Here is a 15,483-nt window from a genome sequence, read left to right on the forward strand (position 1 = left end):
CGCCGTCGACGCTACGCCCCCGGTGACCTGTCGGGACGGCCAGGGTGACCCCACCGACGCCGGAATCGCCCCGGTGTCGCGGCAACCGGCTCGGCCCCGCCGGTCCACTAGAGTTGTGGGTGCCTGACCGTGGCGCTGTCCTGGTGAGCGGGGGGCCGAAACGGTGAGGACGGGCGTAATGGCAATACAGGACTGGGCCGACGCGCCAGAGATCCATCCCTCGAAGATCCGCGTCGGTGACATCATCGGCACGCTGCGTCCCACGCAGCTGCGCTACACCGTCAAGATGATCAGCGGACCGCAGACGACCCCGCGGCAGGTGACCTACTCGGTCACCGGCACCAAGGCGCCCGGGGACATCATCTCGGTGACCTACGTCGACGCGTCCGGGCGGCGGCGTACGCAGCACAACGTGTACATCCCGTGGTCGATGACGGTCACGCCGATCTCGCAGTCCGACGTGGGCTCCGTCGAGGCGTCCAGCCTCTTCCGGGTCAGCCGGCTCAACTGCTCGATCACGACGAGCGACGGAACGGTCCTCTCGTCGAACACCAACGACGCACCGCAGACGAGCTGCTGATGGTCAGCAGGTATTCGGCGTACCGCCGCGGCGACGACACCATTTCGCCGGACGTGATCGACCGCATCCTGATCGGTGCGTGCGCGGCGATCTGGCTGGTGTTGCTGGGGGTGAGCGTGGCCGCGACCGTCGCGCTGGCGGACTTGGGCCGCGGCTTTCACAAGGCGGCCAGCAACACGCATTCCACCTCGTGGGTGCTGTATGCCGTGATCATCGTGTCCGCGCTGATCATCGCCGGGGCGATTCCGATGCTGATACGGGCGCGCCGGATGGCCCAGACCGACCCGGCCGCCCGGGGGATGACCGCGCCCAGCAGGCCGCCGGTGCGGCTGATGTCGCAGGCGCCGCGCACCGCGGCCGAGCGGGCGCGGCAACCGCGGCCCCAGGCGCCGGCTCCGGCGGGAGATTCCGACTGGTCGGGTGAGACCGTCGATCGGGTCTGGTTGCGCGGCACCGTGCTGTTGGTGACCGCGCTGGGCGGGGCGCTGGTCGCGGTGGCGACGGCCACCTACCTGATGGCCGTGGGCCACGACGGCCCGTCCTGGGCCGCGTACGCAGTCGCCGGTGTCGTCACCGCCGGGATGCCGGCGATCGAATGGCTGCACGTTCGCCAGCTGCGCCGGGTCGTCGACGGGGGGTAGGCGCCGGTCAGGACGCCTTGCCGTACCGGCGAACCGATTCGTCCTCGCCGAAGGTGCCGGTGTGTTGCGCGCCGTTGGCGTCGCGGCCGAAGAACGTCCAGCGCCGCGGGGTCGTCTGCGGTCCGCTGATCATCTTGACGGTGTAGCGCAGCTGCGTGGGACGCAGCGTGCCGATGATGTCACCGACGCGGATCTTCGAGGGATGGATCTCTGGCGCGTCGGCCCAGTCCTGTATTGCCATTACGCCCGTCCTCACCGTTTCGGCCCCCCGCTCACCAGGACAGCGCCACGGTCAGGCACCCACAACTCTAGTGGACCGGCGGGGCCGAGCCGGTTGCCGCGACACCGGGGCGATTCCGGCGTCGGTGGGGTCACCCTGGCCGTCCCGACAGGTCACCGGGGGCGTAGCGTCGACGGCGAGCCGTTTCGTTGTCAGCGGTGGTCCGTGCGATCGGTGCGGGTGCCACCCACGGGCAATGCGATTCCTCCGTCCGCCCCGCGCCCGCCGGGGCGAACGACGCCGACGTGAAGGAAACCGCCCGTGGATGCCACAACCGGCCACGACCGCCGAGCCCGTCGATGAGCGCGCCGGAACGCCGACGTCGAGCCAACCCCGTCCGGCTGTCGGTGGGGCGTGAGCTCGGGCGGGCGATCGACGGCGCGTGGTGGCCACGCGCGGACCGCATCACCAACGAGTTGCCCGAGCTGATCGCCGTCCTGACCCCGTTGCTTGGGGAGGTCGAGTCCATCAACGTCAACTGGCCACCGCTGCAGCGGCCGCCCGACCTGAACTGGTCCGGATGGGAACGGAAACGTCAGCACGTGATGACCGTCATCGGGGCCGACGCACGCGTCAACCTGCTGGTCATCCCGTACGCGACCTACAGCGCGCTCGCCCTGATGGTGTTGCGCTGCGCGGCCGACCTACCCGTCGAGGCGCGCGACCAGGTGAAGCCGGCGTTTCTGACCGCCGGCTCCATCCTGCGGGCCGCGCACCAACAGTGCGGCACGGCTGTCACCGAACCAGCGCGAGGCTAGTGGTGCTCGCCGTTCTTGCCGTTTGAACCGACGGTGCTCTCCTGGTGCTCGCGCAGGGCGGTGAGGGCGCGTTGCTCCGAGCTGTGTGCCGCCTCGCGCAGCGCCGCATCCTCCGACACCGGGTCGGCGAACAGGAAGCTGCCGTGCCCGGGTGAACCCGCCGAGCCCAGCTTGTTCATCCGCTTCGGCAGTGCCGCGCCCTGATACTCGAGCGGTAGCGGGTGGCCGTGGTCGTCGACCGGGCCGAGCGGCTGATGCAGCTCGATGTACGCGCCATGCGGCAGCCGCTTGATGATGCCCGTCTCGATGCCGTGCGCCAGCACCTCCCGGTCGCTGCGCTGCAGCGCCACGCACCACCGGTAGGCGATGAAGTAGACCACCGGCGGCAGGACCACCATTCCGATGCGGCCGATCCAGGTCGTCGCGTTCAGCGAGATCTGGAACTTCAACGCGATGATGTCGTTCATCGCGCTGAGCGTCAGCACCATGTAGAACGCGATCGCCATCGCACCGATCGCGGTGCGCACCGGGGCGTCACGCGGCCGCTGCAGCAGGTTGTGGTGGGCGTAGTCGCCGCTGAACCGCTTCTCCAAGAAGGGGTAGACGATCAGCAGGACGAAGATCAGGCCCATCAGCAGCGCCACCCAGACGGGCGCCGGGATGGTGTGGTGCCAGAAGTAGAACTCCCACGGCGGCCAGATACGCGCCAGGCCCTCGGTCCACATCATGTAAAAGTCGGGCTGTGAGCCGGCGGAGACGTGAGATGGCTTGTAGGGGCCCAGGTTCCAGATCGGGTTGATCTGCAACAGCCCACCCATCAGTCCGAGCACGCCCACGATCGCGGCGAAGAACGCGCCGGATTTCACCGCGAAGATCGGCATCACGCGCACGCCCACGACGTTCTGCTCCGTGCGGCCCGGGCCGGGGAACTGGGTGTGCTTCTGGAACCAGACCATCGCGAGGTGCAGCCCGATCAGCGCCAGGATGATCCCGGGGAGCAGCAGGATGTGCAGCGCGTACATCCGCGGGATGATGGTGCCCACCGTCGCGCACTCGTTGCCGATGCCGCCGCAGGGGAAGTCGCCGCCGAACAGCGCCCAGTGCAGCCAGGTGCCGATCACCGGCATCCCGAGCGTGATCGAGGACAGCGCGGCGCGCAGGCCGATACCCGACAACAGGTCGTCGGGCAGCGAGTAGCCGAAGTACCCCTCGAACATCGCCAGGATCAGCAGCAGCGAGCCGATCACCCAGTTCGCCTCGCGGGGCCGCCGGAACGCGCCGGTGAAGAAGATGCGGGCCAGGTGGACCATGATGGAGGCGGCGAAAATCAAAGCGGCCCAGTGGTGTACCTGCCGAACGAACAGGCCGCCACGCACCTCGAACGAGATGTCCAGGGTCGAGGCGAACGCCTTGGACATGTCCACGCCGCGCAGCGGCTGGTAGGCGCCGTTGTAGGTGACCTCGGCCATGGACGGGTCGAAGAACAGCGTCAGGTACACGCCGGTGAGCAGCAGCACGATGAAGCTGTACATCGCGATCTCACCCAACAGGAACGACCAGTGCGTCGGGAAGACCTTGTTCAGCTGCCTGCGCACCGCCGCCGAGGGGTGATAGCGAGTGTCGATGTCCTCGCCCTGACGGGCCAGAACATCGCCGATCTTCGGCGGTTTCGGGGGACTCAGTTTGGGACTCATGTTGTCGTCCTCTCCCAGAATGCCGGTCCGACGGGTTCGACGAAGTCACCGTTGGCGACCAGATACCCGTTGGAGTCGATCGTGATGGGCAGTTGCGCCAGCGCACGGGCCGCCGGGCCGAAGATCGGCTTGGCGAAGTGCAGGGCGTCGAACTGCGACTGGTGGCAGGGGCACAGGATTCGGTAGGACTGCTCCTCGTACAGCGACGCGGGGCAACCGAGGTGCGAGCAGACCTTGGTGTAGGCGAACAACTCGCCGAAGTTGAAGCTCTCCTGGCCCTGGCGCTTGACCACCCGCGGCATGTCCGTGGGCCGGATCCGGATGAGCATCACGGGGTTTCGGACGCCCTGGTTGATCGCCCGCAGCTTCTCCTGCGATTCCGGCGTGGTGCCGTCACCGTCGGATTCCCGCCACGGGAACACGGTCTCCATGCCGCCTGCGTCGAGGTCTTCGGGCCGCATCTTGATGAACGGCGACGCGCCTGCGGAGCCGGTGGCCCGCGCGAGGAAGATGGTCTCGCCCGCGTACCGCGGGGTCCACCCGGACGTCCACAGCACCGCCTTCTTCCCGTTTGCGGTGGGCACCACCGGTTTCCACGGGTTCTTGATCAGGCCGCCGGCGAAGGCCACCAGGGTCGACAGGCCGAACGCGCCGAGGCCCAGCCCCAGCGACGCCCCGATCACCTTGCGGCGGCGGACGGTCGAGCCCTCCAGGGCGTCGGTCAGGTTCGCTACCACCGTCTTGCGGTCGACGTCCCGCGAGGCGCCGTCGTGGCGCTGCTGGATCGAAATCTCTTCCGGGATAAACCGTTTCTGGTAGAGGATGGTGCCGATCGCGATCGACAGGATCGACATCCCGAAGGTCAGCCCGTACAGCGGGGTGGCCAGGTCGTAGAGCAGGCTGCCCGCGGCGCTCTTGGGCTTGTACTCCCACGGCCAGAACAGGAAGACCAGCAGCAGCGCCAGGCCGAAGCCGCCGCCGAGCAGCAGCCACAGGGCGACCCCACGCTCGGCGCGCTTCTCGGCCTTGGTGCCCTCGACGGGCCAGCGGGGTTCCTTGACGATCGTCTCGACGCCGTCGAGCTTGCCGCCCAGCGCCACCAGCTCGTCGCGCGACATGGCCGCCAGCGCGGCGTCGTCGGGTTCCCTCTCGCCGACACCATGGGCGGTTCCGCCGGTGTCGGAGCCGCGAACGTCCTTTTCGCTCATGATGCTCGTGCCCCAATCCACAGTGCCAAACCGATGGCGGCGACCATCCCGATGATCCACGCCGCCATGCCCTCGGGCGCGGGCCCGAAGCCGCCGAGGCCGTAGCCGCCGGGCTGGCGCTCCTCGGTGACCGCCTTGATGTAGCCGATGATGTCCTTCTTGGCTTCGAAGGACAGCTGGCCGTCGGAGAACTTCGGCATGTTCTGCGGGCCGGTCCGCATCGCCGCCAGGATCTGCTGCTCGTTGGCCGGCTCGAGCGGCGGCGCGTACTTGCCCGACGACAGCGCCCCGCCCTTGCCGGTGAAGTTGTGGCAGGAGGAGCAGTTCAGCCGGAACAAGTCACCGCCGCGGCCCAGGTCCTCGCCGCGCAGCGACTTCATGGCCAGGCTGCCGTCGGGGTTGCGCACCGTGGTCGGGCCGCCGCCGTTGGCCTGCACGTAGGCGCCCAGGGCGTCGACCTGCGCCTCGTCGAAGATCGGCTCCTTGCGCGGCGCCTGGGCCTCGCCCGTCATCGCGGGCATCCGGCCGGTGGACACCTGGAAGTAGACGGCCTCCTCGCCGACCCCGATCAGGCTGGGGCCGCGGTCGGGCACGCCCTGCAGGTTGGCGCCGTGGCAAGAGACGCACGACGTCTCGAACAGCTGCTTGCCGGTCCGCAGCAGCGCCGAGGACGACTCGTCGGCGACGGCCACCTGCGGGCGCGGCGTCAGCACGGCCGCCAGCCCGCCGGCGATGGTCAGCGCGATCAGCAGCAGCAGCCCGCCGGACAAGCGGCGGCGCAGCCGCCGCCGGGAGCGATCACTCGCTGCTTTTCGCGGCTTCCGGTTTCGCATGGACCCCAGCTTCTTCAACCGAGCACTCCTGTTCATTCCGTTATTCGGAGCCGTCGGCTCATCGGATGAAATAGATCACGGTGAACAGCGCGATCCACACGATGTCGACGAAATGCCAGTAGTAGGACACGACGATGCTCGCGGTGGCCTGCGCCGGAGTGAACTTGCTCATCGCGGTGCGGGCCAGCAGGAAGATGAACGCGATCAGACCGCCGGTGACGTGCAGCCCGTGGAAACCGGTCGCCAGGTAGAAGACGCTGCCGTAGGCGCTGCCCGGAATCGTCGTGCCGTGGGTGGCCAGGTGGTAGTACTCGTAGCCCTGCCCGCAAACGAAGAACAGGCCCATCAGGAAGGTGATCACGTACCACCGGCGCAGCCCGAAGACGTCGCCGCGTTCGGCCGCGAACACGCCCATCTGGCAGGTGAACGACGACGCGATCAGCACCAGCGTCACCGGTACGGCCTGATAGAGGTTGAGTTCGGTCGGCGGCGGCGGCCACTTTCCGCCCGACTGCGCACGCGCGGTGAAGTACATCGCGAACAGGCCGGCAAAGAACATCAGCTCGCTGGAGAGCCAAACGATGGTGCCGACACTGACCATGTTGGGTCGATTCAACGAATGAACCCGCGACGTGATTGCAGTACCTGAGGTCCCTACAGCGCTGGTCACATCCGCAAGTATGACGCTTTGTAGTTGTTGAACTCCACCCGGGGCGGCATTTGATGTTTTCGCGTCGCGACCACGGCGGGAGCGGGCGGCCGTATGCGACGGTTGGGGGAGGTTCGGTCCTCGTGGGACCATCGGCGCGTGGCTCTGTCATCTGAGGCTTCATCCCTCGGGGGTTCCGCCGCGGGCGCGGCGGGAACGGCGCCGTCGTGGCCGCGGATCCTGGGCCGGTTGACCGACCGCCACGATCTGCCCCGCGGCCAGGCAGCCTGGGCCATGGCCCAGATCATGTCCGGCGACGCGAGCCCGGCCCAGGTCGCCGCCTTCGCGGTGGCGATGAAGATGAAGGTGCCCACCTCGGCCGAGGTCAGCGAGCTGGCCGAGGTCATGCTGAGCCACGCCCGCCCGCTGCCCGCGGGCGTGCGCGACATCGCCTCCGGTGCCGTCGACATCGTCGGAACCGGTGGTGACGGCGCCAACACCTTCAACTTGTCCACCATGGCGGCGATCGTGGTCGCCGCCGCGGGCGTGCCGGTGGTCAAACACGGCAACCGCGCGTCGTCGTCGCTCGCCGGCGGCGCCGACACGCTGGAGGCGCTCGGGGTGCGCATCGAGCTCGAACCCGAGCAGGTCGCGCGGAGCCTCGCGGAGGTGGGCATCGGGTTCTGCTTCGCGCCGCTGTTTCACCCGTCGTACCGGCACGCGTCCGCGGCGCGCCGCGAGATCGGCGTGCCGACGGTGTTCAATCTTCTTGGGCCGCTTACCAATCCGGCCAGGCCGCGGGCGGGCTTGATCGGCTGCGCATTCGCCGACCTGGCCGAGGTGATGGCGGGGGTGTTCGCCGGTCGCCGGTCCAGCGTGCTGGTGGTGCACGGCGACGACGGGCTCGACGAGCTGACCACGACCACCACCAGCACGATTTGGCGCGTGCAGGCCGGCACGGTGGACAGGCTGACCTTCGATCCGGCCGGCTTCGGTTTCGCCCGAGCCGATCTGGGCGATCTGCTGGGCGGCGACGCGCAAGCCAACGCGGCGGAGGTGCGCGCGGTGCTGGCCGGCGGAAAGGGCCCGGTCCGGGACGCCGTCGTGCTCAACGCCGCCGGTGCGATCGTCGCGCACGCCGGGCTATCCAGCCGCGCTGAATGGTTGCCGGCGTGGGAGGACGGGCTGCGGCGCGCCGGCGCGGCGATCGATTCCGGTGCGGCCGAACAGCTGCTGGCGCGATGGGTGCGGTTCGGCCAGCAGGTCTGAATCACGTTGGGCCGCTTGCTCGTACGCCAACCGGGCCGAGCGCGCCGAGGCCGCCCACGCCGCCCACCCGCCGGCGGAGCGCAACGGTGACGCCCACCCCGCCGCGTCGGGGGAGTCGTCGACGCGGACGATGCGCACCCCCGGGCCGGCCAGCCAGCGCGCGATGAGGGCGGACTCCTCCACCAGCGCACCGCCGAGCGGGGCCGGGCTCGGCAGAATCGCTTGTGCCCCAGCCACAATCGCGTCGACCACCGGCATCGGGGGCACCCCGCGCCGGGCGGAGCCCGCCGCCGCGAGCTGGCCGTGCCGGACGACGGCGAGGTGGTAGCCGCCCTGTCCGTCGGGCGCGGCCGCGATCAGCTCGGGCAGCGCGGCCAGGGCGCGCAGCCGCTGGCCGCGCCACAGGGTCTCGACGGCTGTGGCGGTGCGGTCGCGCAGGCGGGCGGCGCTCTCGAAGTGGCGGCGGTCGGCCAGCGCCGCGACCTGGTCCACGGCGGCGGCCAGGGCGGCATTCTCCAGGCCGTCGATCAAGGCGGTGGCGTGCGCGACGGCCGCGGCGTATTGGGTCGCCGTGACGCCGCGCGCCGCGGGGCACGGCGAGACCTCGACCTCGGCGCAGGCCGGGCCGTGCAGGACCGAGCGCCCCAGCCGGGCGGTGCAGGTCCGCAGCCCGGTGAAGCGGGCCAGCAGGGCGGCCGTGTCGGCGGCGTCGGCACGCGAGCGGAACGGGCCGACGGCGCGGTCATGGCGGGGCGCCCGCACCACCGCGAGCCGCGGGAACGCCTCGTCGGTGAGCGCCACCCACCACCATCGGTGCGGGAACCGCGACCGGCGGTTGTAGGGCGGGGCGTGCGCGGCCAGCAGCCGCAGTTCGCGGACGCCGGCCTCCAGGGCGTGGGCGCACTCGACGTGGTCGACCGAGGTGGCCAGGTTGACCATCTCCTTCATCCGGCCGCGCGGGTCCGCGCCGGTGAAGTACTGGCCGACCCGGCGGCGCTGGTCGACGGCGGTGCCGACGTAGAGCACCTCGCCCGACGGCCCGCGGAACAGGTAGACGCCAGGCCGGCGGGGCAGGCCCTCGGCGAGGACCCGCTTGCGCCGCTGGGCCGGCGTGACGTCCGGCAGGTAGGCGCGCAGGTCGGCGTAGGTGTGCACGCCCTGATTGCCCACGCGCTCGATGAGGGCGTGCAGCACGTCGACGGTGGCGCGCGCGTCGTCGAGGGCGCGGTGGGTGGGCTGTGTGGCGACGGCGAACAGCCGCGCCAGGGCGGCCAGCCGCACGCTGGGGGCTTCCTCGCGGCTGAGCACCCGGCGGGCCAGCCGCACCGTGCACAGCACCCGCGGTCGGGGCCAGGCGATGTCGCACCGCGCCGCCGCGGCGCGCAGGAACCCGATGTCGAACCCGGCGTTGTGCGCGACCAGCACCGCGTCCCCGGCGAACTCGAGGAACATCGGCAACACCGCGTCGATCCTCGGAGCGTCGGACACCATCGCGGTGGTGATGCCGGTCAGCTGCACGACCTGCGGCGGGATGCTGCGTTCCGGGTCGACGAGCGTGGCAAACTCGCCGAGCACCACGCCGCCGCGAACCTTGACCGCGCCGATCTCGGTGATGGCGTCGGGGGCGTTTCCGTCCGTGCCCTTGGTGCGGCCGCCGGTGGTTTCCAGGTCCACCACCACGAATGTGGTGTCGCGCAGCGGGGCGTCGGCGGTGGCAAAGGGCGACCCCAAGTCGGCGAAGCTGAGCTGAGTCGCACCACCGGCACCCATGGCCGCGAGGTTAAGCGTGACCACCGACACCCGCGCGGCTCCCACGCCGGGGCGAGTCGAGCCTGTTGCCAGCCGAAACGCGGTGCCGGCTGGTTGTCGGTGGCTGCGGTTACCGTTCGGACAGTCCGACCTGACGTTCACCCAGCCCGACCGAGAGGACCGATCCCGATGGCACGAAGCAGCAGACCCGACGGCTACGGCGCGAAGGCGCCGGATGCGGGCGCCCCGGTGGTGATCGACTGCGACGACTGCGCGGTGCGCGGGCCCGGGTGCCGCGATTGCGTAGTCAGCGTGATACTCGGGGTCCCGGAAACTTTGTTGGAAGACGAATGCGCTGCATTGGCGGTGCTCGCCGATGTCGGCCTGGCGCCGCGATTGCGGCTGGTGCCCATCCGCCGCGAGCACGATTCGGGCGTCGCCTAGGATGCTTTGTGTGCCAAAGGCTTACGAGGGGGTCAGCGTCGTTCACACGATAATGACAGAAATCTATCCAATTTCTTAACCGCTCGCTTTGGACAAACGTCGATATCGTTTCGTAACCTGTTTGAGACCTAAACCAGCTCGACGGCGCGAGGGCGCGTCGGTGGCCGTTTAAGGAAGCAAAATCTTGAGGCTTGACTCTAGATACCCGTTTGCGCGTGTCCTCACACGAACTGCCATCGGGACGCTAGCGGGCTTCACTGTGTTAACGGGTGTCCTTGCTGCGCACGTCTCGGCCGACCCGGCCGACGACGCGCTGGCGAAACTCAACGAGTTGTCCCGCCAGGCCGAGCAGACCACCGAGGCGATGCACAGCGCGCAGCTCGACCTGAACGACAAGTTGGTGGCCGAGCGGGCGGCGGACAAGAAGCACGACGACGCCCAGGCCGCCGTCGATGCGGCCAGGGCCCGGTTGGCGTCCTACCAGAGCGCCGTCAACAAACTCGCCGCCGCCACCTACATGGGCGGCCGCGTGGACGGCATGACGGCCATGTTGACCGCCGGGTCGCCGCAGGGGCTGATCGACAAGCTGGCCATGCAGCGCCAGATGGCGACGCAGATGGCCGACCAGATGACGAACTTCCGGGTCGCCGGCGAGCAGGCCGCCAAGGCCGAGCGGGATTCCGCCAAGGCCGCCGCCGACGCCAAGAGCGCGGCCGAGCAGGCCGCCGCGGTGCGCGCGAGCCTGCAGTCCAAGCAAAGTCAGCTGCAGGTGCAGATCGCGGTCGTCAAGTCGCAGTACGTCTCGCTGTCGCCCGAGCAGCGCACGGCGCTCGCCGATCCCGGGCCCATCCCGGCCGGTCTCCCGGCACCCGGCGCGCCCGCGCCGGAGGCCGCGCCCCCGGGCGCGCCGCCGCCCGCGGGGCAGGCACCCGGTGAGGCGCCGCCTCCCGGCGGAATGCCCGGGCCGTTCGGCGGCGGGGTCGGCGGCGGTGACCGCGCGACCGTCGTGCAGGCGGCGCTGACCCAGGTCGGCTCGCCCTATGTGTGGGGCGGTGCCGCGCCCGGCGGGTTCGACTGCTCCGGGCTGGTGATGTGGGCGTTCCAGCAGGCCGGCATTTCGCTGCCCCACTCCAGCCAGGCGCAGGCCACAGGCGGCCAACCGGTGGCGCTGTCGGACCTGCAGCCCGGGGACGTGATCACCTTCTACAACGACGCGTCACACAGCGGCCTCTACGTCGGTGACGGCATGGTGATCCATTCCTCCACCTACGGCCAGCCGGTGCGGGTGGTGCCGATGAATGCCGCAGGCCCGGTCCACGACGCCCGCCGCTACTAGAGGCCCCGCCCGTCGGCTCACGCTGCTGCTGGCCTGGGTATTCCTGGTCGAGCTCATCGTCGCGGCGGCCGTGCCGCTCGAAGCCGGACGCGGTGTCGGGATCCGGCCGGCGCAGCTGGTCACGCCGACGCGCACCCAGGCGAGCGCCACGACGAAGTCGCTGGTCATCGGTGACCGCACCGTTCGGCTGGCCGGTTTCGGCGGCCCGGCCAGTGATCGCCTGCTGTCGCGGCTGGCCTCCGACCTCGGCGCCGCGATCGACGCGGTCGAGGTGTTCTGGGGCGTGCAATGGTCGCGCGAGATCTCGCTGGTCGCGGCGCGCACCGACGAGGAGTTTCGCGCCGCCGCCGGCGGGGGACCGGCGGCGCAGTGGGTCGACATCGCGGCGGTAACAGTTGCCGACCGCGTCGATCCGGCGCACCGGGCGGCGGTGGGTGAGCGGATCGTCTTTGCGCCAGGCGCGGCCACCATGACCGAGGGGGCGCTCCGAATCGTATTGGCGCACGAGCTTTTTCACTACGCCGCTCGGGCGGAGACCGCCGCGGACGCGCCCCGATGGCTGGCCGAGGGCGTGGCCGACTTCGTCGCCCGGCCCCGCACGCCGGTGTCCGCCGACGCGTTGCCGGTGCCGCTGACGTTGCCCTCGGACGCCGACCTGGACGCGCCCGGGTCGCAGCGCTCGCTCGCCTACGACCGGGCCTGGTGGTTCGCGCGTTTCGTCGCCGACACCTACGGCGCGGCCAAGCTGCGCGACCTGTATCTGGCCGTCTGCGGTGTCCGCCACACCGACGTGCCCGCCGCCGTCCACGACGTCCTGGCGACCGACTCGGCCGGCCTGCTCGCGCGCTGGCACGACTGGCTGACCCACCCGGGCTGAGGAGATGCCCCGCACGGCCCGGGTGCGCGCGCAGGCTAGCCTGACGCGGTGAGTCGGGTCCTGCTGGTTACCAACGACTTTCCGCCCCGGCCGGGCGGGATCCAGTCCTACCTGAACGACTTCGTCGGACGGCTGGTCGATGCCCGGTTGCATTCGGTGACGGTGTACGCGCCGCAGTGGAAGGGCGCCGACGCCTTCGACGAGTCGGCCGGGGCGGCCGGTTACCGGGTGTTCCGTCACCCGGGCACGCTGATGCTGCCGGGACCGGCGGTGGACGCTCGGATGCGCCGGCTGATCGCCGAGAACGACATCGACACCGTCTGGTTCGGGGCGGCGGCGCCGCTGGCGTTGCTGGCGTCGCGCGCGCGCCAGGCCGGCGCGACCCGGGTGGTGGCCAGCACGCACGGCCACGAGGTCGGCTGGTCGATGCTCCCGGTCGCCCGGTCGGTGCTCCGCCGCATCGGCGACACCACCGACGTCGTCACGTTCGTCAGCCGCTATACCCGCGCCCGGTTCGCGCCGGCGTTCGGACCCAAAGCCTCGCTGGAATACCTGCCGCCCGGGGTCAACACCGACCGGTTCCGGCCCGACCCGGCGGCCGGCGCCGAGCTGCGCGACCGGTATCGGCTGGGCCAGCGGCCGACGGTCGTGTGCGTGTCCCGGCTGGTGCCGCGCAAGGGCCAGGACACCCTGATCAAGGCGCTGCCGTCGATCCGACAACGCGTAGACGGCGCGGCCCTGGTGATCGTCGGCGGCGGTCCCTACCTGGACTCGCTGCGAAAGCTGGCCCGCGACTGCGGGGTCGCCGAGCACGTGACGTTCACCGGGGGCGTGCCGGCCGCCGAACTGCCCGCCCACCATGCGCTGGCCGACGTCTTCGCGATGCCGTGCCGCACCCGCGGCGCCGGCATGGACGTCGAGGGCCTGGGCATCGTGTTCCTCGAGGCGTCCGCGACCGGCAAGCCGGTGATCGCCGGCGACTCCGGCGGGGCACCGGAAGCCGTGCAGCACAACAAGACTGGCTTGGTGGTCGATGGACGGTCGCCGGACGTCGTCGCCGACGCCGTCACCGAGGTACTCGGCGATCCGGACCGGGCCGCGGCAATGGGGGCGGCCGGACGCGAGTGGGTGCAGGCCCACTGGCGGTGGGACACGCTCGCGGCCCGGCTGGCCGAGCTTTTGCGCGCCTAGCCGCTCGAGCGTCACGCTGGCGTGACGCTCGACGCCCCTCGTCATGCTGGCGTGACGCTCGCAAGCGGTGGCGGTCCTCAGTGCGCCACCTCGAACTGGGGAGAACGGGATGGTCGCCCACCGCTGCCGGGCGCGGCTAGCTATTCCTTTTCGTAGATCCAGTCGATGTCGGAGGCGAACTTCTCGGCCACCACGTTGCGCTTGACCTTCATCGTCGGCGTCAGCTCACCGGTGTCCTCGGTGAAATCGACCGGCAGGATGCGGAATTTGCGGATGGACTCGGCGTGCGACACGGACTGATTGGCGTGCTTGACGGCGGCGTCCACCTCGGCGACCAGGTCGGGGTCGTTGACCAGGTCGGCCACCGCCGCGCCGGCCGCCTTGTGGTTGCGCTCCTTCCACGCGCCGAACGCCTCGGGGTCGATGGTGATCAGCGCGCCGATGAACGGCTTGGCGTCGCCCACCACCATGGCCTGGCTGATCAGCGCGTGCGCCCGCAGCTGGTCCTCGAGCACCGCTGGGGCGACGTTCTTGCCGCCGGCGGTCACGATGATCTCCTTCTTGCGGCCGGTGATCTTCAGGAAGCCGTCCTCGTCGAGCGCGCCGAGGTCACCCGTCCTGAACCAGCCGTCGGTGAACGCGTCGTCGGTGGCCTGCTCGTTGCGCCAGTAGCCGCTGAACACCACGCCGCCGCGGACCAGCAGTTCGCCGTCCTCGGCGATGCGTATGCTGTTGCCCGGCAACAACGTTCCGACCGTCCCGATCCGCACGTTGCCGACCTGGTTGACCGTGATGGCCGAGCTGGTCTCCGTCAGGCCGTAGCCCTCGTGGATGGTCAGCCCGACGCCGCGGTAGAAGTGGCCCAGCCGCGCGCCCAGCGGGGCGCCGCCCGAGACCGACGCGTGGCATTCGCCGCCCAGCGCGGCGCGCAGCTTGTGATAGACCAGCCGGTCGAACAGCGCGTGCTTGGCGCGTAGCACCAGCCCGGTGCGCCCGCGGTCCTGCGCCTGGCTCCAGTCGACCGCGGTCTGCACGGCGGCGGCGAAGATGCGTCCCTTGCCGTCGTTGACCGCGCTCTGCTCGGCGGTGTTGTAGACCTTCTCGAACACCCGCGGTACCGACACCACCACCGTCGGCTTGAACACGGCGAACATCGGCAGCAGGTTCTTGATGTCGCTGGTGAACCCGACGGTCACCTTGTTGGCGAACGCCGAAAGTGTCAGCGAGCGCGCCAGCACGTGGGCCAGCGGCAGGAAGATCAGCAGCCGCTGACCCTCGTCCAGCAGCGTCGGCAGGCACTCCTTGGCGCCCCGCGTCTCGTACAGCAGGTTGGAATGGGTGAGCTGGCAGCCCTTGGGCCGTCCGGTGGTGCCGGAGGTGTAGATCAGCGTCGCCGGGTCGTCGGCGCGCAGCACCTCCTGGCGGGCGGTGAGCTCGGCGGGCTCCACCGACGCGCCGGCCTCCGCGAGCTGGTCGAGTGCCTTGGGGCCCGACCCGTCGATGTGCAGCACGCGGCGCAGCGCGGGCAGCTCGGCGGTGAGTTCGGTGACCATCGCGGCGTGCGCGTCGGTTTCGGCGAAGGCCAGCACCGCCTCGGAGTCCTGCAGCACCCAGCGCACCTGTTCGGCCGACGACGTCTCGTAGATCGGCACCGTGACGGCGCCCACGGACAGGATCGCGAGGTCGATGATCGCCCACTCGTAGCGGGTGGCCGAGAAGATGGAGACCCGGTCGCCGGCCTGCACGCCAAGGCCGATCAGGCCCAGCGCCGCGGAGCGAACCTGTGTGGCCACCTCGGCGCAGGTGACGTCGGTCCAGACGCCGTCGACCTGACGGCGGAAGATGACGAAGCCGGGATCTGATCGCTCGTGCTCGAAGACCATGGCCGCGATGTTGTCGTGCTCGCCGACGGTGAAACGGGCGGGGACACTGTACTCACGCACTCTTACTGACCTCGTTTTTTGGCTTGGCTGA

Annotated in this window: 13 protein-coding genes and 2 pseudogenes; 8 read left to right on the forward strand and 7 right to left on the reverse strand. The window is 70.3% G+C overall.

All coding sequences use genetic code 11. From position 1 onward, the window contains the following. Positions 1-304: 304 nt before the first annotated feature. Together A5691_RS15195 and A5691_RS15200 are read left to right on the forward strand one after the other, a co-directional pair. Positions 305-580 (forward strand): annotated as a pseudogene (locus A5691_RS15195) (MmpS family transport accessory protein); the annotation flags it as partial. Then, a complete protein-coding gene (locus A5691_RS15200; protein WP_068018171.1) occupies positions 580-1,221 on the forward strand; it encodes a DUF2561 family protein in 642 nt (213 codons plus the stop codon). The pseudogene A5691_RS15195 and the gene A5691_RS15200, both read left to right, overlap by 1 nt. A gap of 7 nt (positions 1,222-1,228) precedes the next feature. Here A5691_RS15200 and A5691_RS15205 read toward each other — a convergent pair whose 3' ends face one another. After that, positions 1,229-1,462 carry a hypothetical protein gene (locus A5691_RS15205; protein ID WP_067758499.1) on the reverse strand — a complete coding sequence of 78 codons (234 nt, stop codon included), beginning with the start codon at positions 1,460-1,462 and terminating at the stop codon, positions 1,229-1,231. 338 nt (positions 1,463-1,800) lie between these two features. On the opposite strand from A5691_RS15205, the gene A5691_RS15210 reads away from it, so the two are divergent. Then, positions 1,801-2,259, forward strand: a complete 459-nt coding sequence (locus tag A5691_RS15210; RefSeq protein WP_067758662.1) for a DUF5994 family protein — start codon at positions 1,801-1,803, stop codon at positions 2,257-2,259. Here the strand turns inward: A5691_RS15210 and A5691_RS15215 are convergent. The 4 genes from A5691_RS15215 to A5691_RS15230 are packed head-to-tail and all read right to left on the reverse strand — an operon-like array spanning position 2,256 to position 6,664. Then, positions 2,256-3,953, reverse strand: a complete 1,698-nt coding sequence (locus A5691_RS15215; RefSeq protein ID WP_067758502.1) for a cytochrome bc complex cytochrome b subunit — start codon at positions 3,951-3,953, stop codon at positions 2,256-2,258. The genes A5691_RS15210 and A5691_RS15215 overlap by 4 nt on opposite strands. Continuing rightward, positions 3,950-5,161 carry a ubiquinol-cytochrome c reductase iron-sulfur subunit gene (locus tag A5691_RS15220; protein ID WP_067758505.1) on the reverse strand — a complete coding sequence of 404 codons (1,212 nt, stop codon included), beginning with the start codon at positions 5,159-5,161 and terminating at the stop codon, positions 3,950-3,952. The genes A5691_RS15215 and A5691_RS15220 overlap by 4 nt, the downstream gene beginning before the upstream one ends. Next, positions 5,158-6,012, reverse strand: coding sequence for a cytochrome c (locus tag A5691_RS15225; RefSeq protein ID WP_082950336.1), 855 nt, complete (start codon positions 6,010-6,012; stop codon positions 5,158-5,160). Before A5691_RS15225 ends, A5691_RS15220 begins: the two co-directional genes overlap by 4 nt. A 40-nt stretch (positions 6,013-6,052) precedes the next feature. Beyond that, positions 6,053-6,664 carry a heme-copper oxidase subunit III gene (locus A5691_RS15230; protein WP_067274561.1) on the reverse strand — a complete coding sequence of 204 codons (612 nt, stop codon included), beginning with the start codon at positions 6,662-6,664 and terminating at the stop codon, positions 6,053-6,055. A gap of 138 nt (positions 6,665-6,802) precedes the next feature. Between A5691_RS15230 and trpD the strand changes: the two genes are divergently transcribed. Continuing rightward, positions 6,803-7,912 (forward strand): anthranilate phosphoribosyltransferase, encoded by a 1,110-nt coding sequence (gene trpD / locus A5691_RS27395; protein WP_231968675.1) that lies wholly within the window; start codon positions 6,803-6,805, stop codon positions 7,910-7,912. On the opposite strand, the pseudogene A5691_RS15235 reads toward trpD, so the two are convergent. Beyond that, positions 7,850-9,682: pseudogene (locus A5691_RS15235) on the reverse strand (DEDD exonuclease domain-containing protein); the annotation flags it as partial. The gene trpD and the pseudogene A5691_RS15235 sit on opposite strands and share 63 nt — an antisense overlap. A gap of 168 nt (positions 9,683-9,850) precedes the next feature. Between A5691_RS15235 and A5691_RS15240 the strand changes: the two are divergent. From A5691_RS15240 to pimB, 4 genes are all read left to right on the forward strand, one after another. Beyond that, entirely contained in the window at positions 9,851-10,105 is a 255-nt protein-coding gene (locus A5691_RS15240) for a hypothetical protein (protein ID WP_067758511.1), read from the forward strand. Positions 10,106-10,289: 184 nt separating this feature from the next. Next, on the forward strand, positions 10,290-11,441 hold the full coding sequence (ripC, locus tag A5691_RS15245; RefSeq protein ID WP_067758514.1) for a peptidoglycan hydrolase RipC: 1,152 nt from the start codon (positions 10,290-10,292) through the stop codon (positions 11,439-11,441). 25 nt (positions 11,442-11,466) lie between these two features. Continuing rightward, on the forward strand, positions 11,467-12,318 hold the full coding sequence (locus tag A5691_RS15250) for a hypothetical protein (RefSeq protein ID WP_068018260.1): 852 nt from the start codon (positions 11,467-11,469) through the stop codon (positions 12,316-12,318). Between the two features lie 48 nt (positions 12,319-12,366). Then, a complete protein-coding gene (pimB, locus tag A5691_RS15255; protein ID WP_068018173.1) occupies positions 12,367-13,509 on the forward strand; it encodes a GDP-mannose-dependent alpha-(1-6)-phosphatidylinositol monomannoside mannosyltransferase in 1,143 nt (380 codons plus the stop codon). Between the two features lie 140 nt (positions 13,510-13,649). On the opposite strand, the gene A5691_RS15260 is transcribed toward pimB, so the two are convergent. Then, complete coding sequence (locus A5691_RS15260; protein WP_068018177.1) at positions 13,650-15,452, reverse strand: long-chain fatty acid--CoA ligase; 1,803 nt, start codon at positions 15,450-15,452, stop codon at positions 13,650-13,652. Positions 15,453-15,483: the final 31 nt, after the last annotated feature.

Origin of the sequence: Mycobacterium sp. E183 (assembly GCF_001667735.1) — a bacterium.
Taxonomy (GTDB): Bacteria; Actinomycetota; Actinomycetes; order Mycobacteriales; family Mycobacteriaceae; genus Mycobacterium.